The following is a 21,651-nucleotide window of genomic DNA, read 5'->3' as shown; positions in this document are numbered from 1 at the left end:
CCGCAGGACCCCGCTCTCCCTGTGGTCCCGTGCCGGACCTTCGGCCCGCGCCGTCAGGGCCCGCCGGAACCGGGCGGCTCCGCTGCCTCGGCGCCTGCACATGCCGTCGCGTCCTGCGGCCCTGGCGGTTCCTCCAGGACGCTCCGGGCAACCGGGCCGAGCAGGTCCGCGACCCGCCGGAACACGTCCATCAGCATGTCGTCGACCGTCAGTATTCCGACCACGCGGCTCCCGTCCACAACGGGCAGTCGCCGCACCCCCGACCGGCGGAAGGTCCGGTACGCCTCGTGGATGTCGTCCTCCACGCCGATCGTGACGACGGGCGCGGTCATCACGGTGCGCACCGGCTCGTCCCCGCCGATGCCCCTGGCCACCGCGTGGACAGCGATGTCGCGGTCGGTGACGATGCCCAGCAGGGTCTCCTCCTCCGTCACCACGACGCAGCCCACGCCGTAGAACTCCATGTGCCGCGCCACCTCGGCGATCGGCGCCCCGGCCCGGGCGGTCACGACCGGGGCGGACATCGATGCGCAGACGTTCATCGTCCGGCTCCTCTCCGGGAACCCGCCGAGGATCACCGTAGGCCGTGGGCCCTTGGGAGCGGCAGGGCCGGGTGGTCCACGGCGGGGACCACCCGGCCCCGTACCGATGCCTGCCCGTGCTCTCGGCCGCCGGCCGGGTCGCCGGCGCGGCCCCCTGATGGCGAAGGGTCACTTCAAGCGGTTGCCGGTGGTCGATGACGACGGCAGACTCGTCGGCGGGGTCGGCTGCGGCGGCCTGCTGAAGATCCGTCTCCACTCCCGGGTGGCGGCCTGACAACTGCGCCCGGCCGGAACGACGACGGAAGGACCATACGGTGAGGCACAGAGAAGTGGGCGAGCTGATGACCCGCGAAGTCGTCACGGTCCCCGGGCACGCCACGTTCAAGGACATCGTGCGCACGCTCGGCGAGCACGGGGTGTCCGCGGTGGCCGTCACCGATGCCGCCGGCCACCCCCTCGGCGTGGTCTCCGAGGGGGATCTGCTCCCGAAGTCCGCCGACCAGGGCGACTGGTTCCGCTCGCTGCCGCGGCCCGAACCGCAGGAGAGCGACAAGGCCTCGGGAACGAGGGCGGAGGAACTCATGTCGGCGCCGGCCGTCTGCGCACGGCCGGACTGGACCGTGGCGGAGGCCGCCCGGCTCATGGAGAGCCAGCGGGTCAAGCGGCTGCTGGTCGTCGACGACGCCGATGTCCTCGTGGGCATCGTCACCCGCGGTGACCTGCTGCGGATCTTCCTGCGCGACGACGACGCCATCCGCCACGAGATCACTGCGGACGTCCTCGGCCGAACCCTGTCTCTGGATCCCTCCGCCGTGTCGGTCGACGTGGCGGCCGGAAAGGTGACCCTGCACGGCGTGGTGCGGTTCAGGAGCCTCGTCCCCGTCGTCGAGCGGCTCTGCCGGTCCGTCGACGGCGTCGTGGCCGTCACGGAGCGGCTCGCCTGGGAGACGGATGACACGGCCACCGGCCGCTGACCCCGCCCGGGCCCGGTTCCCCCGGCCGGGCCCGTCCGCCCTCAGGCGGCCGCGGGCCTGACCGGCCAGGTGGCGAAGGTGTCAGGCCCGCCGGTGCGCACCGCCTCCACCGCGCTCTGGTGGACCGAGCGGGCGGCCTCGGCGGACGGACAGGGCACCGGACTGCCGGCCAGCGTGTACCACTCGGACGCCCCCACGTACTGGACGGCGATACGCGCCTGCTCCGGCTCCCATATGGTGCGCACCGAGACTTCGCCCGTGAGGGTCCCGGCTCCATCCGTGCGCACCCCGCCGGGTCCCGTGAACACAGCCGTGGTGGTCCAGGTTTCGGATGTCATGTCACATCACCTCACCGCTGGGGGGTGGATTCCGGGTACGACGAAATCGGGTGCGCATCTGTGGACGGAAGGAACCCACCCGCTTCTCGCGGATCCTGATCGTGCGGTGAACGGCCGTGGGCCGCTTCTCCGCATCCTCACGGGGCTCCTTCCGACACCTTCATCACACCACGGGCCGACGGGTCCCTCCAGGGCCGAATGGTCCCTTCCGGCCCACCGGCGGGATCCCGTGGTGCTCGGCCGAGCTGCCGACCGGCTCGCTCGGGCCTGTCGGGGCGCGACGGAACGTCTGCCCCGGAGTCTGGAGCCGGTGACCACGCCCCGTCCGATCCGGTCGGCTGTCCACGTGCGGGCACCCTCCGCCCAGCGGGCGAGCCGCGGAACCGGGCCCGCGGCGGACGTCTCACCGGGGCTTCGGGCCTGAGGCATTGCCGCGCTGCACCGCGAGGCGGCGCTGATACTCCTCGTCGTCCGGGTGCCCGGCTCGCCCGCCCCCGGCGTGCCGGGGCGACGTCGGTCAGGGCCTCGTCCAGTACGGGGACCATGCCCCTGCGGCGGGCGGCGGCGGGCTCAGTCGTCACCGGTTCCCTGTCCGGGGCGCAGACGGCCGGACCACCGGGGTTCGACGCTCTCCCATTCGCGCTCCCACGCCCGCGCGCTGCGCCGGTCGACACCGCGCAGACGCGCGCCGACGAAGGCACCCGCGGCGAGCACGCCGACGGCCGATACCCCGGCGCCCAGGCCGATGGCGTTCAGCGCGGTCTCGGCGGCGCCGGGCGGGGCGGCGGCGGGGTTCCCGCGGTCGTCGATCCAGAGACGGACGGTGTCTCCGTACCGGGTGGCGGCCGGGACGGGCACGCTTCCCGTGTGGACACGGTGGGCGGTGTCCCGCCAGGTCACGGGCGCCACGGAGACGGGGCGTCCGGTCAGCCCGGTCCCGGCCCGGTGGACGCTCTCGCCGACCGCCACGGCCCGGACGGAGTGCCGGTGGGGTGCGATCTCCTCCGCGGCCCGGCGGGAGTCCGTCCAGGCGCTCCGTCCGACGGCGACACCGCAGATCGCGGCCAGCAGGCAGGCCACCACGAGGACGACGCGCAGGCGGGCCCGGGTGCGGTCGGTCTCTCGCCTGAGGGGGTTGTCCGCCGCCCGCGGCGTGCGGTGGTGCATGGCGCGCCTCCGTCCTGTGTCCGGCCCGGCCCGCCGCCCGGTCGGACGGCGGGCCCGGGGCTCATGACCCGTGCTTGACGCGGCGGCCGGTGAGGCGGACGGAGGTGAGTTTCATCCAGTGGGTGCGCGGGCCGCCGGCCCAGGGCTCGGACCGGGCCGAGGCCGTCAGGTGACGGATCTCGTCCGCGTCCGTGACGGCCCGCAGTTCGCCCACGGCCAGCACGCTCCAGCCCCCGGCGGTGACGTCGTCGATGTTGTCGATCTCGAAGGCGACCTCCGTCCCCGCCGCACCGGCCGCGAGGGACTCGGCGGCGGTGCGGAACCCGATGTCGGGACCCGCGATCAGGTAGTTGACCGGGAGGACGGCCGGGCCTTCGGGGGTGAAGAGGGCGATGCGCCCCACCCCGTGCGTGCCCAGCAGCCCGCGGCACTCGCCCTCGTCCAGCGACACGAGTTCGCTGTCGCGCGGGGCGGCGGAACGGCCGTGGACCCGGTCGGCATTCGCCCCGGTCAGATCGTCGACCGTGACGCCGAGGGCGTCGGCGACGCGGACGAGGGTGCCGATCGACGGCGAGGCCGCGTGCTCCTCCAGGTAGGCGACGTAGTGGCCGTCCACCCCGCACCGCCGGCCCAGTTCCTCGCGGCTCAGGCCGAGAGCGGTGCGGCGGGACGCCAGGCGGCGGCCGAGGTCGGTGCGTCCGACCGTCGCGCCGGACTGCTGCGGATGGATGCTCGGCGTGCTCTTCACGGCACTCACTACTCCCGGTACGGTTCGGCGACCGTGTCGTGCGGTGGGCGTGTCACCCCCAGCCTCCACCGGCGCACCTCCGTCCCGCTTGGGCCGGTCGGCCCCACCCGGGGGACCGGTCGGCACCGCCTCAGCCCAGCGCGCGGTCGAGGTTGAAGGCGGCACTGATCAGCGACAGGTGGGTGAAGGCCTGGGGGAAGTTGCCCAGCTGTTCGCCGGTGGGGCCGATCTCCTCCGCGAACAGACCGAGGTGGTTGGCGTAGGTGAGCATCTTCTCGAAGGCGAGCCTGGCCTCCTCCAGCCGGCCCGCCCGGGCCAGCGCCTCCACGTACCAGAAGGAGCAGATCGAGAAGGTGCCCTCGGGGCCGCGCAGGCCGTCCGGGCTGACGGCCGGGTCGTAGCGGTACACCAGCGAGTCGGAGACCAGGTCCGCGGTGAGCGCGTCGAGGGTGGACAGCCATTTGGGGTCGATGGGCGAGATGAACTTGGCCATGGGCATCATCAGCAGCGAGGCGTCCAGCACGTCGCCGTCCAGTCCCTGGACGAACGCCTCCCGCTCGGCCGACCAGCCGCGCCGCATGATCTGCCGGTAGATCGCGTCGCGGGACTCCCGCCAGCGGGTCAGGTCCGCCGGCAGACCGCGGCGGTTCGCCATGCGCATCGCGCGCTCCAGCGCCACCCAGCACATCAGGCGCGAGTACACGAAGTTCCGCCGGCCCGCCCTGGTCTCCCACACCCCCTCGTCGGGCTGGTCCCAGTTGTCGCACAGCCAGTCCACCACGGCACCGACCTCGTCCCAGCGGTCGCTGCTGATCGGCTGCCCCCACTTGTCGTAGAGGTAGATCGAGTCGATCAGCGCGCCGTAGATGTCCAGCTGGAGCTGGCCGGTGGCGGCGTTGCCGACCCGGACCGGGGCCGAGCCGAGGTATCCCTCCAGGTGCGGGAGCTCGCGTTCGGGCAGCTCGGTACGCCCGTCGATGCCGTACATGATCTGCAACGGACCGGTCTCGCCCGTGCCCCGCAGGATGCCCCGCTCGGAGATGAACCCCATGAACGCCTCGGCCTCCGAGGTGAACCCCAGGCGCAGCATCGCGTAGACGCAGAAGGCGGCGTCGCGGACCCAGACGTAGCGGTAGTCCCAGTTGCGCCCGCCGCCGATCTGCTCGGGCAGGCTGGTGGTGGGTGCGGCGACGATCGCGCCGGTCGGCGCGTAGGTGAGCAGCTTCAGCACGAGCGCGGAGCGGTTGACCATCTCCCGCCACCGCCCGTGGTAGCGGGATCCGGCCAGCCAGTGGCGCCAGAACCGGACGGTCGCGTCGGCCTGCTCCTGCGCCTCGGCGCGCGGGCACGCCCGGGGCGGGACGTCGTCGACGAGCCGGTCGAGGGCGAAGACGTGGGACTCGCCCTCCAGGAGCTTGAAGTGCGACCACACGTCCGGACCCTGGGCCTCCAGGGGCGCGGTGGCGGTCAGCGCGAGCGTCAGCGACGGGGAGCGGAACACCGCCGTGTGCCCTTCGACGTGCACGGTGTGCTTTTCGGTGCCGTAGCCGAAGCGGGGGGCGATCCGCGCCCTGAACGGAAGGGCCCCGCGGACGCAGACCACCCGCCGGATCAGCCGGTGCCGGGCCGCCTCGCGCGACTCGTCGACCACGGGCATGAAGTCCTGGATCTCCGCCACCCCGTCCGCGGCGAAAAACCGCGTGATCAGCACGTTCGTGTCGGGGAAGTAGAACTGCCTGGTGCGGGTCGGGACCTCGGCGGCCAGTTCGAACGACCCACCCCGGTCGGCGTCGAGTATGGACCCGAACACGCTGGGCGCGTCGAAGCGCGGGCAGCAGTACCAGTCGATGGTGCCGTTCGTGCCGACCAGGGCGGCCGTACGGAGATCACCGATCAAGCCGTGCTCGGAGATCGGGACGTACCGGCCGCTGTCCGCCTGCTCGAAACCGGTCGTGTCGAACGCCATGCCGGCCTCCCTGCCGCTGTGGCCCGGGCCCGGGAACGAAACCTTGCTCTTCATGCTAGACCGATGCCGTCGGCGGGGTCCGACGGAGCCGCCGGGGCCTGCGCGGTACAGGACGGGTCACTCTCCGTACGCCTCGTACGCCTCGCGTACGGCGGACGGGATGCCGGTCCCCGGTCCCGGGTCAGCCGCGGACGCGGCTGACCCGGCCCTCGTCCCACACCGGTGCGTCCGTCTCCACCACCCGGCCGTCCTCCCGGAAGACCAGGAACCTGCTGAACACCCTCGCGAACCAGCGGTCGTGGGTGACCGCCACCACCGTTCCGGTGAAGCCGGCCAGGGCCTGCTCCAGGGCCTCGGCCGAGATCAGGTCGAGGTTGTCGGTCGGCTCGTCCAGCAACAGCAGGGTCGCCCCGGCGAGTTCCAGCAGCAGGACCTGGAAGCGTGCCTGCTGACCTCCCGACAGGGTCTCGAAGTTCTGCCGGCCGGCGCCCGCCAGGCCGTAGCGGCTCAGGGCCGACATGGCGCCCTGGAGGTCCAGCCCGGGGCGGTCCCCCTCCCCGGCGCCCAGGATGTCGGCCGGGGTCCGGCCGGCCCACTCCGGGTGGCGGTGGGTCTGGGCGAACAGTCCGGGCCGCACGCGTGCGCCCAGTCGGCACTCACCGGTGTGCGCCACGGTCGCGGCCGCGTCCGTGTCCGTGTTCGCGTCCGTGTCCGTGTCCGTGTCTTTGGAGACCTCGTCCAGCAGGCGCAGGAAGTGGCTCTTGCCGGATCCGTTCGAACCGAGCACGCAGACCCGGTCGCCGAAGAACACCTCCAGGTCGAACGGCCGCATCAGTCCCGTGAGTTCGAGGTCCTTGCAGGTGATCGCGCGGATGCCGGTGCGGCCGCCGCGCAGGTCCGGTGCGACCCGCTGGCGGCGCGGCGGCGCGGGCGGCGGCCCGGCGGCCTCGAACTTCGCCAGCCTCGTCTGGGCCGCGTGGTACCGGGAGGCCATCTCGTCGCTGATGGAGGACTGCTGACGCAGGGTCCGGACCAGCTCCTTGAGCTGATCGTGCTTCTCGCTCCAGCGCTGGCGCAGCTCCGCCGCGCGCTGCCAGCGGGCCTCACGGGCCGCGCCCCAGGTGGCGAAGCCGCCGCCGTGGGTCCAGGCCGTTCCCCCCTCCAGCGTCACGACCTGTCCGGCCGTGCGGCTCAGCACCTCACGGTCGTGGGTGATCAGCAGCACGCCCTGCCGGGTCTGGGTGAGCTGCTCCTCCAGCCAGCGCTTTCCGGGAACGTCCAGATAGTTGTCCGGCTCGTCCAGCAGCAGCAGTTCGGCCGGCCCCCGGAGCAGGGCCTCCAGGACGAGCCGCTTCTGCTCGCCGCCGGAGAGCGTCGACACCTCGCGGAACTGCGCGGCCTGGAAGGGGACACCGAGCGCGGCGACCGTCACCGTGTCCCAGAGCACCTCGTGGTCGTACCCGCCCGCCTCGCCCCAGTCCACCAGCGCCTGGGCGTAGCGGACCTGGGTGCGCTCGTCGTCGGCCTCCATCATGGCGAGCTCGGCCGCGTCGAGGGCGACGGCCGCCGTCCGCAGCGGCGGCGGGGCGACGGTCAGCAGGAGGTCCCGGACGGTGCGGTCGTCGCGCAGACTGCCGATGAACTGCGGCATGACGGCGACGGCGCCCTGGCTCCGGAACGATCCGCGCTGCGCCGGGATTTCGCCCGCGAGGGTGCGCAGGAGAGTCGTCTTGCCCGCGCCGTTGTCGCCGATGAGCGCGACCGTCTGGCCTGCCGGAACCCGGAATGAGACTTCACGGAACAGTTCGCGACCGTCGGGGAGGACATGACCGAGGGAGGCGGCTTCGAGGTAGCCCATGGAGCAAATGCTAGCGGCCCGGGCCGTTCGGGGCGATTCGTTTCCGGCGGCCCGTCCGATTGATTTCCGATCGTGTGACGAGACGTCAATCACCTCTCATCGGCTCATGATTATTCGACTGATCCGGCTATTCACTCGCCGGTATCGATGCCGCGCCAATTCCTTGCATCATGCACCGGCGTACGGGAGGGTTGTCCTCGAAAGGGCTCCGGGGAGGCACCACACGATCTCACCCGGGGCGACCTTGCGCCTGTGCGTATTGCGGATCCGTGCGCAGTGCCCGTCCTCTGTTCCAGGCGCGCCATCCCTCCATGGAAATGCGAGAATCAGCCAATGCCGCCCAATGCCGCCATGCAATCCGCGGCCCCCGCACCGGGGTTGGATCCCGTCACCGTCGCACTCGTCGGGGCTGAATTCGGATGGGGAAGCTCGGGAAAACTGAGCGCGGTACTCTCCGTGTTGCGGGACCGGTCCACACCTCCCCTGCGGTTCGTCGGAATGGCATCGGGACTGGGCCGCCCGCTGCTCGCCGAGCACGCGGTGGACGGCTGGTACGACCTGCCGGACGATCCCCGCCTACTGGCCCCCGCCGTGCGGGAGTTCGTACGGTCGCAGGGGGTGCGGGCCGCGGTGGTGGTCCTGGACGGCGCGGCCGCGCAGGCATTGCTGGCCGCCGGCGTGCCCACCGTGTTCGTCGACAGCCTGCCCTTCCTCTGGTCCGAGGGCGACCGGGCCTCGCTGCCGCTGGACGCCACGGTGTACTGCGCCCAGAAGAGCGTCGAGCTGCCGACCGAGTGCCGGGCCGTCCTGGCCGACGCCCGGGGGCTGCGCTGGGTCGAGGCGGTCATTGCCCGGCCCCGCGCCTCGGCGCCGGAGCGTGCCGTCCGGCGTGGCGCGGGCCGCCCGTACCGCAAGGCGCTGATCAGCCTGGGCGGGCTGCGGGCGCCGAACCTCGTGGATCCGGAGCACTACCCGCGCCTGGTCGTACCGGCCGCCCTGGAGGCCCTCGCCGCCCACGGGATCGAGGAGGTGCACATCGCCGGCAACCTGCCCGGCGACCTGGCGGGCCGCCTCGTCGACTCGTCCACCGCCCCGCCGCGGACCACCGCCGGACCACTCGGGCACGGCGCGTTCCTGGAACGGCTGGACGCCTGCGACGTCCTGCTCACCTCGCCGGGTCTGACCACCCTGCTCGAAGCGGGCGGGCTGCACGTCCCCACCGTCTGCCTGCCACCGCAGAACCTCAGCCAGATCTTCAACGGCCGGTACCACAGCCAGGCGCTCGGGGCCCCGCTGCGGGTGCTCTGGCCCAAGGAGGTGCTCGCCGAGGACGAGGTGCTGGCGCTCCGCGCGAAGGGCGAGGACCACGCCCTCGAAAGGATCTACGGAGCGATCGGCGCGGCCGCGCGGGGAGACGACCGGCAGGACATCGGCCGGGCCCTGCGCGACGGCGTCCTGGACGCGCTGCGCCGATCCGCCGGCGTCGACCGGTGGGACGCGCTCACCACCGCGGTGGGCACCCGTGGCGCGGCCCAGGTGGCCGACGCACTGCTCGACGTCCTGGGCCCGGCGGGCCCGTCCTCCTGACCCGCCCGGGCCGCGCGTTCCACCCGCACCCTCCCACCCGTCCGTGAGTCGCCTGGAAGGTCTCCACCCCGTGCGTACACGCGATCGCTACCTCTTCATCAGGATCCTGGAAGCCTGCAACGCCGACTGCTTCATGTGCGAGTTCGCCCTCTCCCGCGACACGTTCCGTTTCTCCCCGGAGGACTTCGACGACCTGCTCCCCAAGGCCCGGGACGCCGGCGTGGGTTACGTCCGGTTCACCGGGGGCGAACCGCTGATGCACCCGGACGTGGTGGAGCTGGTGCGCGCGGGTACGGCGGCCGGGATGAAGATGTCCCTCATCACCAACGGCTCGCTGCTGCCCCGGATGGCCGCGGCCCTGGCCGCGGCCGGCCTGGCCCAGGTGATCGTCAGCCTGGACGGCGCCTCGGGCGCCACCCACGACGTCTACCGGCGCTCCCCCGGCATGTTCGACAGCGGGCTGCGGGGCCTGCGGGAAGCCGCAGCCCTCGGTGTCCTCCCGAGGGTCAACACCGTGGTGGGGCCGCACAATTACACCGAGATGCCCCGGCTCCAGGAGGTCCTGACGGGGGCGGGGGTACGGCAGTGGGAACTGTCCGCGCTCAAGCTCGACCGCACGATCACCTACCCCGACGCCGACCACGTCCGCAGCGTCTGCGATCCGATCTACGACGCCGACCCGGCCTCCCTGCTGGTCCCGATGGGCAAACGCTTCTACGGGGACACCCCGCAGGAACAGGAGCGGTACTTCACGGGGTCCGTCACGCCGCGGGCCGCCGAACCGCTGTGCCACGTCGCCGACGACGTCATCTACGTGGACGGCAAGTACGGGCGGATGTACGCGTGCAGCTGCATCCCCCACCGGGACGGCGACGACGGGCCCGGTGGCGCACCCCTGCGGGAGCAGGGGGTGATCCGGCTGGACACCCCGGTGTTCCGGGCGCACGCCGACTACTTCCGCGAGCGCGGCCCCGAGGTGTGCAGCGGGTGCTCCACCACCGCCGCCGGGTACAGCGACGACGTGGCTCGGCTCGGGGCGGTGGGGGCATGGCACTACTGAACCCGGCCGGGGCGGCTCCGGCCGCGCCGGACGGCGGCGCCTCCCCCGGCCCGCGGGTGCTGCTGAGCGCCCGCGAGGACCGGCTGGACTCGCTCCTCGCCCTCGGCCGGGTGGCCGCCCACCTCGGGGACCTGCGCCGGACCGACTGGAACGACTGGAACGACGTCGAACCCCCGCCGGTCGCGGCGCTGGTCTGCGACGACGTGGCCGCCACCGGGCGGCTCCTGGAGCTGGGCGTACCGGTGGTGCACCTGGAGTCGGGGCCGCCCGGCCCGCCCGGCGGCGAGGCGCCGCCGGGGCGCGCACTCGTACGGGTGCACCGTCCGGGGTGGCTGCCGCTGCCCGGGCCCCCGGCCCGGGGCGCCCGGCCCACCGGGGTCCTCGCGCCGCGGCGCACCGGCCGGAGCCGGACCCGCTCGGGCACCCTCCTGATGCTGTCCCTGTGGCACGTCCCCGAAGCCGAAGCGGGGGCCTTCGCGTCCGGGGCGCTGCGGGAGCTGGCCGCCGCCGCGCTGCACCGCACCGGGAGCTGCACCGTCGTCGCCGACACGGGGCTCGGCCTCGTACGGTCCGCCCTGGCAAAGCAGCCGGGCGTCCGGGTGCTCCGGGCAGCCGAGACGGACGCCGACGCGCTCCACGCCGACGCCGCCGTGTTCCTCGCCTCGCCGGTGCTCGGGGCGTTCGCCCTCGCGCAGGCGCGGCGGGCACCGCTGGCGCTGCTGCCACCGCTGGGGGCCGCTCAGCGGGCCCTCGCCGGACAGGTCGGCGAGGTCCTGCCGTTGCCCTCGGCCGGTGATCCCCACGACCCGGGCCTGTGGGAACCCGCCGCCCCGGCCGGGCCGTGGCACCTGCTCGACCCGGCCCTGGACGACATGCGCGGCGCGCAGCGGGTCGCCCGTACCCTCCGCCAACTCGCGCTGGCGCCTCTGTGAGCCCCGCCCCGAGGCCGCCCGCCGCGGGAGCGCCGCGCCCGCCCGCCCACGCCTCCCCGTCAGCCCGCCGGTCCGGCCCCGCCGGTTCCGGCCACCTCGCCCACGTCGTCCGCGTCGAGCTGGAGCCGCCATGTCCGACACCCTCCGCGAACCCGTCACCGCCGCCCGCCCCGAACTGATCCGTCCCAGGGTCCCGGAGACCGACTGGGACGACTGGCGCTGGCACATGCGCCGGCGCATCACCAACGTCGAGAAGGCCGGGCGGTGGATCAACCTCACCGCCGACGAGGAGGCGGCCATCGCCGGGGTGGCGGGCAAGTACCGCTGGAGCGTCACCCCGTACTACGCCTCCCTGATGGACCCGGACGACCCCGCCTGTCCGGTCCGTCTGCAGGCGGTTCCGGCGCTCGGCGAGCTGATGGAGTTCCCCGGGGCCGAGGTCGATCCGGTCGGGGACACCTACTACCGCAAGACCAACCGGGTCGTGCACAAGTACCCGGACCGCGTGATCATGCTGATCACCGAGGCCTGCCCCGTCTACTGCCGCCACTGCACCCGCAAGTTCCACACGACCGACGTCGACGGCACCTACTTCCGTGACGACGAGGGCGGCTCCTTCGACGAGGACCTGCGCTACATCGCCGACCACCCCGAGATCCGCGACGTCCTGCTGACCGGCGGGGATCCGCTCTCCTACCAGGACGGCAAGCTGGAGGAGATCGTCGCCGGGCTGCGGGCGATCCCCAGCGTGGAGATCATCCGGATCGGCAGCAGGTTCCCCGTGCTGCTGCCGCAGCGCATCACCGAGGACCTCTGCTCCATGCTCGCCCGCTACCACCCGGTCTGGCTGAACACCCACTTCAACCACCCGAAGGAGATCACTCCGGAGTCCGCGGCCGCCGTGGACCGCCTGCTGCGGCACGGCATCCCGGTCGGGAACCAGACGGTGCTGCTGCGCGGGATCAACGACGACGTCGCCACCATGCGCACCCTGATGACCGAGCTGCTGCGGATCCGGGTCCGGCCGTACTACCTGTACCACTGCGACAACGTCACCGGGGTCTCGCACTTCATGACGACGGTGGAGAAGGGCTGGGAGATCATGGACGGCCTCCAGGGCCACATCACCGGGTTCGGCGTCCCCCAGTACGTGCTGACCACCAGGATCGGCAAGATCCCGATCGCGCAGCCCTCCTTCACCCGCACCCCCGACGGCCTGCTGCTGCGCAACTACCGAGGCCAGGAAATGGTCGTCGGCGGTGCCGCGCAGCCGATCACGGAGTCCGACGCACGATGAGCACACTCGACAAGCGGCTCGGGCAGCGCTTCCTGCCCTACGGAGCCAACTACCTCGACTGGTCCGACATGTCGGAGCTGCGGAAGGTGATCGAGCACCAGGTCCTGTTCCGGTACCAGACCGAGACCGAGAGCATGGCCTCCCTCCTGGAGCGGACCGTGGCCGAACGGCTGGGCGCGGGCCACGCCCTGGCCGTGCACAACTGCACGGAGGCACTGAGGCTGGCGCTGATCTCCACCGGCCCGGCCGTCGGCGACCCGGTGTACATCCCGGCGGTGACGTTCGTCGCGGTGGCCGGCGCGGTGCTGTCCTGCGGCCTGATCCCGGTGCTGGTGGACGCCGACGACTCGCTCTCCATGGACCCGACGCTGCTGCCTCCGGACGCGCAGCGGGTGATCACGGCCCACATGGAGGGCACGGTGGCCCCGTTGCCGGCGGACGTCCCCTACCTGATCGAGGACTGCGCGCAGTCCCTCGGCGCGCGCTTCCCCGACGGCCGGTACGTGGGGACGGCGGGCTACGCCGGCACCTTCAGCTTCCACCACAACAAGGTCCTCACCTCGGGCGAGGGCGGGCTGGTCCTCACCGACGACGACGGCGCCTGGGCGACCATGCGCCGCTACCACGACCACGGCTCGGCGCGGGTCCCGGGCCGCTACCCGACGTGGGACGAGGACGCGCACTTCGGGGAGAACTTCGTCACCAGCGAGCAGGTCGCGGCCGTCCAGTGCCAGCAGTTCCGCCACCTCGACGAGCTGCTGGCCGGGCTGGAGCGGATGTACGCGATCGCCATGGCCGAACTGCCCGCCCGGCCCGACCTGGAGGTCCGGCCCCGGGCCGCCGGAGACGTGAAGGTCAGCCTGCGGTTCCGGTGCGAGAGCAAGGAGCTTCGGGACGCCGCGGTGGCCGCGCTCACCGCGGCCGGCATCGCCAACTGGACCCTCGGGAAGTACCTGTTGCCGGAGCATCCGGTGCTCACGGGCCGCCGTTCGCTCTACCGCGACGGCTTCCCGTGGAACCACGCCCCGGAGGGGCCCCTCGCGCTCAGCCGCGACGGCTTCGCCCGTACGAGGGACCTGCTGGACCGCACCCTGTGCCTGCCGCTCTCCCCGGAACTCCCGGAGGAGGAACAGGCGCTCGCGGCCAAGGCCGTCCGCCAGGTGCTGGAGGCGGTGTGAGCGGCGCCGAGGTGCTGTTGATGGTGGACGACCGGCCGTCGTCCTTCACCCGCTACGCGGCCCGGGAGCTGGCCGGCCGGCTGGTCCTGCTGCGGTTCGCCGACACCCGGCCGGACCTGCCGGAGGACTACCTGCTGGAGACCGCGCACCTGCCCGCCTTCTGGGTGCGCGAGGGCGCGGCGCCGGCCGAGGAGGCCCGGCGGTACCGGGAGTGGGCGGCCGGGCTGCCGACGGCGCCGACCAGGTTCTGCAACCCGTCGGAGCCCCGGCAGGCCGCGGCCCAGCGGTTCGCGGAGCTGGCCGGGCTGCCGCACCTGACCGAGCGGCAGGTGGACCTGGTCCGCGACAAGGCCGCCATGAAGGCGTGCTTCCGGGAACTGGGCCTGCGTACGGCGGAGTTCGAGCGCGTGCGGTCGGCCGAAGGGATCGAGCGGTTCGCCGGCCGGCACGGCTGGCCGGTGGTGCTCAAACCGGTGGACTCGTTCGCCTGCGTGGACACCCACCGGCTCGACGGGCCGGACGGCCTCGCCGGGATCGACCTCGCGGCCCGGGACTGGATGGTGGAGGCGTACCTCGGCGGCACCGAGTGGGAGGTCTGCGCGATCGTCCTCGACGGCGAGGTCCTCGACGCCTGGCCGAGTGCCATGCCCTGCCGTCCGCTGGACATCGTCGACGGCGCGATGAACGCCAACATCAGCGTCGGCACCGGCGAGGGCCCGCCGGTCGACCTGCGGGCGCTCGTCCAGCGGATCGTCACGGGGATGGGCATCGACCACGGCTACGCCCACATGGAGTTCTTCCTGATCGACGGCGAGGTGTACGCCGGTGAGATCGGCGTACGGCTCGCGGGCTGCGAGATCCCGGCCAACCACGGGCACGCGTACGGCTTCGACGTGTTCGGCGCCACCCTGGCGGTCTACCTCGGCCGCCGCCCGGAACTCGCCTACCGGGAGCGCCGCTGCGCCGGCGACCTGCTGCTGCCGCTGCCGGGCAGCGGGCTGGTCCGGGAAATCACCTCCCGCGAGGAGCTCCTGGGGATGCCCGGGGTGATCGACGCGGTGCTCAAGGTCCGTGCCGGTGACACGGTGACGGCCCGCCGGGCCTCGCACAACGCCTCGGGGTACGCCCACGTCGTGGGAGCCTCGGTCGGGGAGGTGGAGAGCCGCATGCGCGAGGTGCTCGCCCGTTTCACGATCGAGGTGGTGGCGCAGGAGGCCTGCGCCGTCCCCACCTGACCTCCGCCACCCGCGCCGTCCGCCCGGACGGCGGCCCGGCACCCGACCCGGCACCCGACCCGTCCGCGCCGCGCCGCGCGGCCGTCGAAACGGAGACCGACACGTGACCAGCGGCCTGCCCCGTCGCTTCCTCGACCTGCTCACGCGTCCCCGGGTGGCCGGGGCGGCCTGGTGGAGCGTGGTCTCCAGACTGCCGGTCTACCTGATGTCGCTGGCCCTCGTCCTCACGGTCCGCGAACAGGGCGGCAGTTACGCCCAGGCCGGCCTGGTCGCCGCGCTGTACACGCTGGGGATGGCCCTCGGCAGCCCGCTGATCGCCCGCCGCCTGGACCGCCGCGGCCGCACGGCGGTGCTGACCGTGACCGCCGTCGCCTACCCGGCGGCACTGGCCGTCCTGGTGTGGGCGACCCGCCCGGGCGGCTGGGCGCAGCCGGTGGCGGCGCTCGCCGCGGGGGTGGTGCTGCCGCCCGCGAACGCCTGCATGCGCTCGCTCTGGGCGCGGATGCCGCTCCGGGAGGAGGAACGCGAGACGGCCTACCTCTGGGAGGCGCTGCTCGCCGAGGTCCTGGTGATCGGTGCGCCGCTGATGCTGGCGGCGCTGATGCTGGCGGGCCCGGCGGGCCTGGCGCTGACGGTGATCGCGGTGGTGGGCGGCCTGGGAACGCTCGGGCTCGCGTACACCCGGCTGCCCGACGGCACCGAAGGCGCCCCGGCGGCCCCGAAGGGTCCGGGCCACCCGCTGGGGCCGCTGCGGGAGCCGGCCCTGCTGGCGCTGACCGGCATCATGGCCGTCTCCGCCGTGCCCATCGGCCTGCTGACCCTCGCGATCCCGGCGTTCGTCGACCGGCACGGGGCTCCGGGCGGCGCGGGCGTGGTGTACGCCTGCTGGGGTGTCGGCAGCGCGCTGGGGGCCGTCTGGCTGGGCCGGTCCCAGTCGGAGGTGGCCCCCCAGGCGCGCTTGGGCCGCCTGCTGCTGGCGTACGCCGTCGGCACCGGGCTGACGCTGCTCGCGGGCTCCCAGGTGGGCCTGGCCGTGGCGCTCGCGGTGGGCAGCGTACCGATCGCCCTGGTCTCCGCCACGGAGATGAGCCTGGTGAGCGGAATCGCCGAAGGGCGGTCCATGGCGGAGGCGTTCACCTGGGCGTCGCTGGCGACCGTCCTGGGCGACGCCCTGGGCCAGCAGGCCGGCGGGCTGCTGATGGATCCGTTCGGGCCGCGGACGGTGTTCGCGGTGGCGACCGGTACCGCGCTGGCCGCCGCCGCGCTGGCCTTCGCCTGCCGGGGGCTGCTGACGCGGCGGGCGGCGCCGACGGTGAAGTGCGCGGCGTGAGGGCCGGGCCCACAGGCCCGCCCCCTCCCGCCGGGCAGTCCCGTCCACCCGTACCCGGCGGGCGGCCGCTCCCCGTCCCCCTCACCCCATTCCCCTTACCCCCGCGCCCCGGCGCGGTCGACACGAGGTGGTCCACCATGAACGCCGCTCTCACCGAGCAGCGAACCGGCCGGCCGGCCGGTCCGGTTCCCCTGTTCCGTCCGGTCGTCCGGCGGGAATTCGCCGATGCCGTACGGGAGTTCCTGGACTCCCCCGGGCTCCTTCCGGTGCCGGTGCCGACCGAGGACCGCGCCGATCTGGCGGAGAGCGTCGAGCTCGCCGGCCGGCTGTACGGCGCTCTGCGGCAGCCGCACCCGCTGGACGTCGGGATCGTCCTCGGCGCGGCGCACCTGCCCGGAGGTCTCGCGGAGCTGGCCCGGCCGTTCGCGCGGACCTGGGCGGACGAGGAGGAACTGGCGGACCTCGCGGGGTTCCGGGCCCGGCACGGCGGTTCGCTGCTGGTCGTCGGCCGCTACGACCGGCTCACCCTCGACCCCGTCCGGGCCCTGCTGATGGCGACCTACCGCGGCCCGCGGCACGGCCTGACGCTGCTGAGCGGCCGCGACGACGCCTCGGTCTGCTGGAACGTCGCCAAGCAGTACGCGGAGCCGGCCCTCGACGTCGACGCGCTGGGCCTGTTCACCGACACCGACCGGCCTCCCCGGCTGCCCGGCGTCCAGGTCTTCGACGACCGGGACTTCGAGCGTGCGGACATCCAGGCGGAGATCCTGGGCACCCGGTGGCGGCGGGTGGGCTTCCAGGGACACGGCAAGGACGACAGCGTCAACCTCGGCGAGTTCACCATCTGCGGGCTGAACGCCTCGGCCCCGGCCGCTCCCGGGCTGCTGGGCCCGCGCTGCGCGTACGGGCTGCCCTGCTACAAGCCGGAGGACAAGCTGGTCCCCCTCAACCGGGTGGAGGCCGTGGAGCTGGTGCTCAGCGCCTGCAACAGCGGTCCGCTCGCGGACCTCGCCCTCTACGACCCCAAGTACCAGCTGTTGCTGAACGCGCTCGACGGCCCGGCCCGTACGGTGGTCTCGGCCGTGTCGGTGCACGACTCCGACCGGCCGGAGAACGTGGCCTGGATGCACGGCGCCCTCGTCGGCGCGGACTCGGTCGACACCCTCAACGCCAGCCTGGCGGGCTCGCACCCGTACCCGGCGTTCATGCGCTTCGGACTGCCGGGGGCGCCGGAGGACACTCCGGCGCCGCCCGCTCCGGCGGACCACCGCCCCGACCCGCTGCTGCTGACCGCGGGCACCCGGCTCACCGCCTACCTCGCCTCGGACCTGCTGCCGCACAACCACGCGCTGCGGCCCCGGCTGACCAAACTGGCCCGGAAGGTGGACCTCTGGGTGGCCCGGCCCACGCATCTCGCCGACCAGTCGCCCGAGCAGATCGAGGCCTCGCTCACGGCGGACCTGCAGTCCCTCGACCACGTGATCACCGAGCAGGTCGCAGCCGATCCCGAGACCGAGCTGATGAACTACCCGGCGTACTTCGGTGACCGCAGCAGCCTGGACCCGGACGTCCGGGAGGTCACCTGCCACTGCGGCCGCCCCGCACAGGAGTTCACCCGGCGGGGCCTGCTCCCGCACGTCCTGGACACCACGTGCGCCGTCTGCATGCGGTGCGGCGACGTCACCTTCCGGATCCCCGACTCCCCCGCGCTGCTCGCCCACGCCCCGGACGAGGTCGCACAGGGCGGGGTGCTGGAGGTCCGGGCCACCGTCACCGCTGCCCGTACCGGCCCGGTCCGGCTGGGGCTCTTCGTCCCGACCTACCTGCGCGGGGACACGACCGTGGAGCCGGCCACCACCAGGCTCCGGCTCACCGGCGGACGGGCCGAGGAGGTCGCGTTCCGGGTGCGGTTCGACCCCGGAACCGCCCCGCAGGCCTACTACTTCACGGTGCTCGCCGTACAGGACCTCGCCGTCTCCACGGCCCGGCGCCACTTCGGCGTCGTTCCCCGGACCACCTGACCGCCCCCCACACCCCTACGAGGAGAAGAGCATGAAGAGCCAGGACGTCGCCGAGCGGGACACCGCGCCCCAGGACAGGCCGGCGATCGAACTGATCGAGCAGAACGGCGAAGTGACCCTCAGCATCGGCGGCGAGCAGGCCATGCAGGCCTGGGAGCGGGACCTGATGTGGGCCAGTGCCGACATGCTGTGCGAGTACGGCAAGGACTTCTACGAGGTCGGGCTGGGCCTCGGCCTGTCCGCGCTGCGCATCGCGGGCAACCCGGCGACCCGCAGCCACACGGTGCTGGAGCTCTTCGACGAGGTCGAGGACCTGTTCCGGGCCCGCCACCCCCACGTGCCCGACAACCTCACGGTCGAGCGCGGCGACTTCTTCGAGCGGATCTTCGCGCTGCCGTCGGAGAGCATCGACGGGATGTTCTTCGACCCGGCCCTCGACATGGAGGTCTGGACGGACGCCGGGCTGTGGGCCAGGACCATGCCGGAGGTCGTCCGGGTGCTGCGCCCCGGCGGCGTCTTCATCCCGTTCTTCAGCACCAAGCCGGAGCTGCGCTGGCAGTACCTGCCGCACTTCCGCCGGATCCGGGTCGAGCGGCACCCCTTCGTCGCGTACGACACCACCGAGTACACGCACGGCGGCACCACCGGCGACGCCTTCGTCCAGTGCTTCATCAAGGACTGACCCAGCCCGCCCCTCTCCCCTCGCCCCCAGCCACGCCCGACCGCGCGCCCCGGCGCCACTCCCGGAGGTACCCCCATGGCCGTCACGCAGCCCCTCGACCCCCCTGGTTCCCGCCCCGAGCCGGGCATCCGCTCGGTCTTCCTGGCCGGCCCGTTCATCCAGCTCCTGGACCCCGCGACCGGGGAGATGCCGGCCGACGCCCGGGCCCCGTTCGACGTCCTGATCAAGCACTTCGAGGCGCAGGGGCTCTCCGTGCACAACGCCCACCGCCGCGAGGCGTGGGGGGCGGAACTGATGCGGCCGGAGCAGTGCACGAAGCTCGACCAGGACGAGATCCGCAAGGCCGACGTCTTCGTGGCGCTGCCCGGCCACCCGGCCTCCCCGGGCACCCACATCGAAATCGGCTGGGCCAGCGCCTTCGACAAGCCGATCGTGCTGCTGCTGGAGCGCGACAGGGAGTACACCTTCCTGGTCCAGGGCCTGCACACGGTCGCGTCGGTGGAGTACGTCGTCCACACGGACATCGCCACCTGCCTGCCGGCCGTCGACCGGGCGGTGGACCTGGCGGTCCGCCGACAGCGGGAACGCAGCGGCGCCCGCTGAACGACCGGTTCCGGGGACCGGGCTCCGGCCACGGGCGGGGCCCGGTCCCCGGCCGGCTACGGAAGAACGTGTGAAGGCGCGTGCCGTGGGTCAGGTCCGGCGGCGGCCGGGGTCGTCGTCGGCCAGTTGGGCGGTCCAGCCGTACGGGAGTTCCTCGCCGTCCACGGTGACGGCCTCGACCGCCCGGCTCTCGGGGTCGATCTCGGCCTGGACCCCCTCCCCCTCGTAACGGGGGTAGCCGGAGACACCGGTGGCGCCGGTGGCTTCGACCCGGGCGGTGCGCACGACCGCGTCGTGGCCCTTGGCGTCCTGGACGCCGGGCGGTCCGGGGCGCAGGACGACGGTGTACCGGTCCGGGGCGGGGTGGGACGCGGGAGTCATGGGGCCAGGCTAGTGACCCGTTCCGGCACCGGCCCGGAGGCGCGGCTGGGGAACGGGGGCCGGGCCGGTCAGGCCTTGCCGTTGAGGTACGTGACGTCCCAGTGGCTGGTCTCGCGGGCGTAGACGTTGCCGTCGGGCGACTTGTACAGAGCGGCACCGTCGCCGCGGGTTCCGGCCTTCGCGTAGTGGCCGGTGATGTACGTGTCCAGGCACGGCACGTCGTTCTTGTGCTTCTTCACCAGGGCCATGTCGACCTTGTAGCCGTTGCGGTGGGTGTGCTTCCCGCGCTCGCTGTGGCCCTCCTCGGTACCGCCGGTGATGATCACCGTGCAGCGGCTGGCCCTCTTGAAGGCGATGGCGCCCGAGACGGTCGCCCGGTTGATGCCGGTGAAGGACGTACAGCCGCTGTCCCGCCGGTTGGAGCAGTTCTTGCTGGACGTCCAGGAGACGCCGGCCGCGCGGAACTCCCTGGCCGCGGCCTCGTGGGTGTACGTGGCCGGGGCGCCCTGGGCGATGCCGGAGGCCATCAGCAGGGGAACCGCCGTGGCGAGGGCGATGACGCAGGCGCGGCGGGGCAGTGTGGTCATGGGTTCGTTTCCTCTCGGTGTCCCGGTCCCGCAGGAATCGGGCGGGCCCGGGGGTGGGGTGGGGGTGCGGGTCGGGCGCGGTGCCGTCTTCCGCCTCCTCACCGTGCCGTGCGCACCCAGGATGCCGCTACCATCTGGGGTTGTGCCGTGACCATGCGTACATGCACGCATGCATGCACGGCTGTGACCAGCTGCAATGCGCCATGCAGGGGGATGCGCCGTGGACAGTGACCATCGGGCGGTCACGGGCGCGCGGATCCCGGACCCGGCCGTCGCGCTGACCTCCCTGCTGCGGGGGTGGTGGGAGGCGTACCCGGGAACGCGTCCCACGCAGAAGGCGCTGGCGCGGCGGGCGGGGGTCGACCAGGCGACGATGTCCCGCTACCTCAACCCCGGGCGCCCCATGGCGGCGCCGCCCCGGGTCGTCCGGGTGCTGCACACCGAGCTGCGGGCGGATCCCGCCCGCCTGGAGGAGGCCCTCGCGCTGGCCGAGGCCGTCCACGCGGCGCGGCGCGTTCCCCGGGCGCGCGGAGCCGTCGGGGAGGCGGTGGCCGGCGGGGACAGCGCTCCCGTGCGCCGTCGGGTGGGGGTTCCCGCAGCGGTGCGGGTGCTGGGACATCTGGTGCTGCTGGCGGCGGCCGTGTGGGTCGGCGCCTGGTTGCGCCCCCTTCCGCCCGGGCCGTCCCCGATCTCCTCCGCGTCCGCCCCTGCCGCGCAACCGTCCCCCGGCCCGTCCTGGCCGGTGGTCCGGCTCGGGGACGTGCTGTGGGAGGCGCGGACCGTGCAGCACCTGCTCAACGCGCACGGCCACCGCGTGGAGGTCACCGGTACGGTCGACGCGGCGACCGTGACCGCGGTGCAGGGCTTCCAGAGCGAACGCGGGCTGGACGCGGACGGCCGGGTCGGGCCCCGGACCTGGCCCCGGCTCGTCGTCACCGTACGGGCGGGCGACCGGGGCGATGCCGTGACCGCGTTGCAGGCGCTGCTCACCAACGCCGGGCACCCCACCGCGGTGACGGGCTCCTTCACCACCGACACCGAGGACGTCCTGCGCGCCTTCCAGTCGGCGCACGGCATGCCCGCCACCGGCATCGCCGAACCGCCGGTCTGGCTCGCGCTCATGGGCTCCCAACAGCCCCGTCTGCACGGCTGAGCGATCCGATCG

20 protein-coding genes are annotated in these 21,651 nt (G+C 73.4%); 12 read left to right on the top strand and 8 right to left on the bottom strand.

Translation table 11 applies throughout. From position 1 onward, the window contains the following. Positions 1 to 53: 53 nt before the first annotated feature. Entirely contained in the window at positions 54 to 542 is a 489-nt protein-coding gene (locus SLAV_RS34275; protein ID WP_051841217.1) for a CBS domain-containing protein, read from the bottom strand. A gap of 314 nt (positions 543 to 856) precedes the next feature. Here SLAV_RS34275 and SLAV_RS34270 point away from each other — a divergent pair, with 314 nt between their 5' ends. Beyond that, positions 857 to 1,516, top strand: coding sequence for a CBS domain-containing protein (locus tag SLAV_RS34270; RefSeq protein ID WP_030235392.1), 660 nt, complete (start codon positions 857 to 859; stop codon positions 1,514 to 1,516). Between the two features lie 41 nt (positions 1,517 to 1,557). Here SLAV_RS34270 and SLAV_RS34265 read toward each other — a convergent pair whose 3' ends face one another. The 5 genes from SLAV_RS34265 to SLAV_RS34245 form a co-directional block, all read right to left on the bottom strand. Continuing rightward, complete coding sequence (locus SLAV_RS34265; RefSeq protein ID WP_030235393.1) at positions 1,558 to 1,854, bottom strand: hypothetical protein; 297 nt, start codon at positions 1,852 to 1,854, stop codon at positions 1,558 to 1,560. 570 nt (positions 1,855 to 2,424) lie between these two features. After that, entirely contained in the window at positions 2,425 to 3,021 is a 597-nt protein-coding gene (locus SLAV_RS34260; protein WP_030235396.1) for an Rv1733c family protein, read from the bottom strand. A gap of 61 nt (positions 3,022 to 3,082) precedes the next feature. After that, positions 3,083 to 3,769, bottom strand: coding sequence for a helix-turn-helix domain-containing protein (locus tag SLAV_RS34255; RefSeq protein ID WP_234333765.1), 687 nt, complete (start codon positions 3,767 to 3,769; stop codon positions 3,083 to 3,085). Between the two features lie 130 nt (positions 3,770 to 3,899). Further along, a complete protein-coding gene (locus SLAV_RS34250; protein ID WP_030235400.1) occupies positions 3,900 to 5,735 on the bottom strand; it encodes a glycoside hydrolase family 15 protein in 1,836 nt (611 codons plus the stop codon). A gap of 181 nt (positions 5,736 to 5,916) precedes the next feature. Beyond that, entirely contained in the window at positions 5,917 to 7,593 is a 1,677-nt protein-coding gene (locus SLAV_RS34245) for an ABC-F family ATP-binding cassette domain-containing protein (RefSeq protein ID WP_030235404.1), read from the bottom strand. A gap of 333 nt (positions 7,594 to 7,926) precedes the next feature. Between SLAV_RS34245 and SLAV_RS34240 the strand changes: the two genes are divergently transcribed. The 10 genes from SLAV_RS34240 to SLAV_RS34195 all read left to right on the top strand — a co-directional run bounded on the left by SLAV_RS34240 (position 7,927) and on the right by SLAV_RS34195 (position 19,518). Next, positions 7,927 to 9,180 (top strand): hydroxymethylcytosylglucuronate/cytosylglucuronate synthase, encoded by a 1,254-nt coding sequence (locus tag SLAV_RS34240; RefSeq protein ID WP_037687915.1) that lies wholly within the window; start codon positions 7,927 to 7,929, stop codon positions 9,178 to 9,180. A 70-nt stretch (positions 9,181 to 9,250) separates the two neighbouring features. Continuing rightward, entirely contained in the window at positions 9,251 to 10,240 is a 990-nt protein-coding gene (gene blsE / locus SLAV_RS34235; protein ID WP_030235410.1) for a cytosylglucuronate decarboxylase, read from the top strand. After that, a complete protein-coding gene (gene blsF, locus SLAV_RS34230) occupies positions 10,228 to 11,172 on the top strand; it encodes a CGA synthase-related protein (RefSeq protein WP_234333767.1) in 945 nt (314 codons plus the stop codon). Before blsE ends, blsF begins: the two co-directional genes overlap by 13 nt. 130 nt (positions 11,173 to 11,302) lie before the next feature. Then, positions 11,303 to 12,469: an arginine 2,3-aminomutase gene (gene blsG, locus SLAV_RS34225; RefSeq protein ID WP_051841219.1), complete on the top strand. Its 1,167-nt coding sequence runs from the start codon at positions 11,303 to 11,305 to the stop codon at positions 12,467 to 12,469. Next, on the top strand, positions 12,466 to 13,647 hold the full coding sequence (locus SLAV_RS34220) for a DegT/DnrJ/EryC1/StrS family aminotransferase (protein WP_030235417.1): 1,182 nt from the start codon (positions 12,466 to 12,468) through the stop codon (positions 13,645 to 13,647). The genes blsG and SLAV_RS34220 overlap by 4 nt, the downstream gene beginning before the upstream one ends. Next, entirely contained in the window at positions 13,644 to 14,882 is a 1,239-nt protein-coding gene (locus SLAV_RS34215; RefSeq protein ID WP_030235419.1) for an ATP-grasp domain-containing protein, read from the top strand. The genes SLAV_RS34220 and SLAV_RS34215 overlap by 4 nt, the downstream gene beginning before the upstream one ends. 103 nt (positions 14,883 to 14,985) lie before the next feature. Then, positions 14,986 to 16,212 carry an MFS transporter gene (locus tag SLAV_RS34210; protein WP_030235422.1) on the top strand — a complete coding sequence of 409 codons (1,227 nt, stop codon included), beginning with the start codon at positions 14,986 to 14,988 and terminating at the stop codon, positions 16,210 to 16,212. Positions 16,213 to 16,349: 137 nt separating this feature from the next. Then, positions 16,350 to 18,233 (top strand): hypothetical protein, encoded by a 1,884-nt coding sequence (locus tag SLAV_RS34205; RefSeq protein ID WP_030235424.1) that lies wholly within the window; start codon positions 16,350 to 16,352, stop codon positions 18,231 to 18,233. Positions 18,234 to 18,264: 31 nt separating this feature from the next. Continuing rightward, the gene (locus SLAV_RS34200) at positions 18,265 to 18,915 is read left to right on the top strand and encodes a class I SAM-dependent methyltransferase (protein WP_030235427.1); all 651 of its coding nucleotides are present in this window, start codon (positions 18,265 to 18,267) and stop codon (positions 18,913 to 18,915) included. A 75-nt stretch (positions 18,916 to 18,990) separates the two neighbouring features. Next, on the top strand, positions 18,991 to 19,518 hold the full coding sequence (locus SLAV_RS34195; protein ID WP_051841220.1) for a nucleoside 2-deoxyribosyltransferase: 528 nt from the start codon (positions 18,991 to 18,993) through the stop codon (positions 19,516 to 19,518). Between the two features lie 90 nt (positions 19,519 to 19,608). Here SLAV_RS34195 and SLAV_RS34190 read toward each other — a convergent pair whose 3' ends face one another. Then, positions 19,609 to 19,899, bottom strand: coding sequence for a hypothetical protein (locus tag SLAV_RS34190; RefSeq protein ID WP_030235432.1), 291 nt, complete (start codon positions 19,897 to 19,899; stop codon positions 19,609 to 19,611). A gap of 68 nt (positions 19,900 to 19,967) precedes the next feature. After that, positions 19,968 to 20,486 (bottom strand): hypothetical protein, encoded by a 519-nt coding sequence (locus SLAV_RS34185; protein ID WP_030235435.1) that lies wholly within the window; start codon positions 20,484 to 20,486, stop codon positions 19,968 to 19,970. Between the two features lie 220 nt (positions 20,487 to 20,706). Between SLAV_RS34185 and SLAV_RS34180 the strand changes: the two genes are divergently transcribed. Continuing rightward, entirely contained in the window at positions 20,707 to 21,639 is a 933-nt protein-coding gene (locus SLAV_RS34180) for a peptidoglycan-binding domain-containing protein (protein ID WP_051841221.1), read from the top strand. The last annotated feature ends 12 nt before the right edge of the window (positions 21,640 to 21,651 follow it).

The sequence above is a fragment of the Streptomyces lavendulae subsp. lavendulae genome, from assembly GCF_002803845.1.
GTDB lineage: Bacteria > Actinomycetota > Actinomycetes > Streptomycetales > Streptomycetaceae > Streptomyces > Streptomyces lavendulae.
Note: the sequence above shows the minus strand (reverse complement) of the source record. Positions and strands in the feature narration are given on the sequence as shown.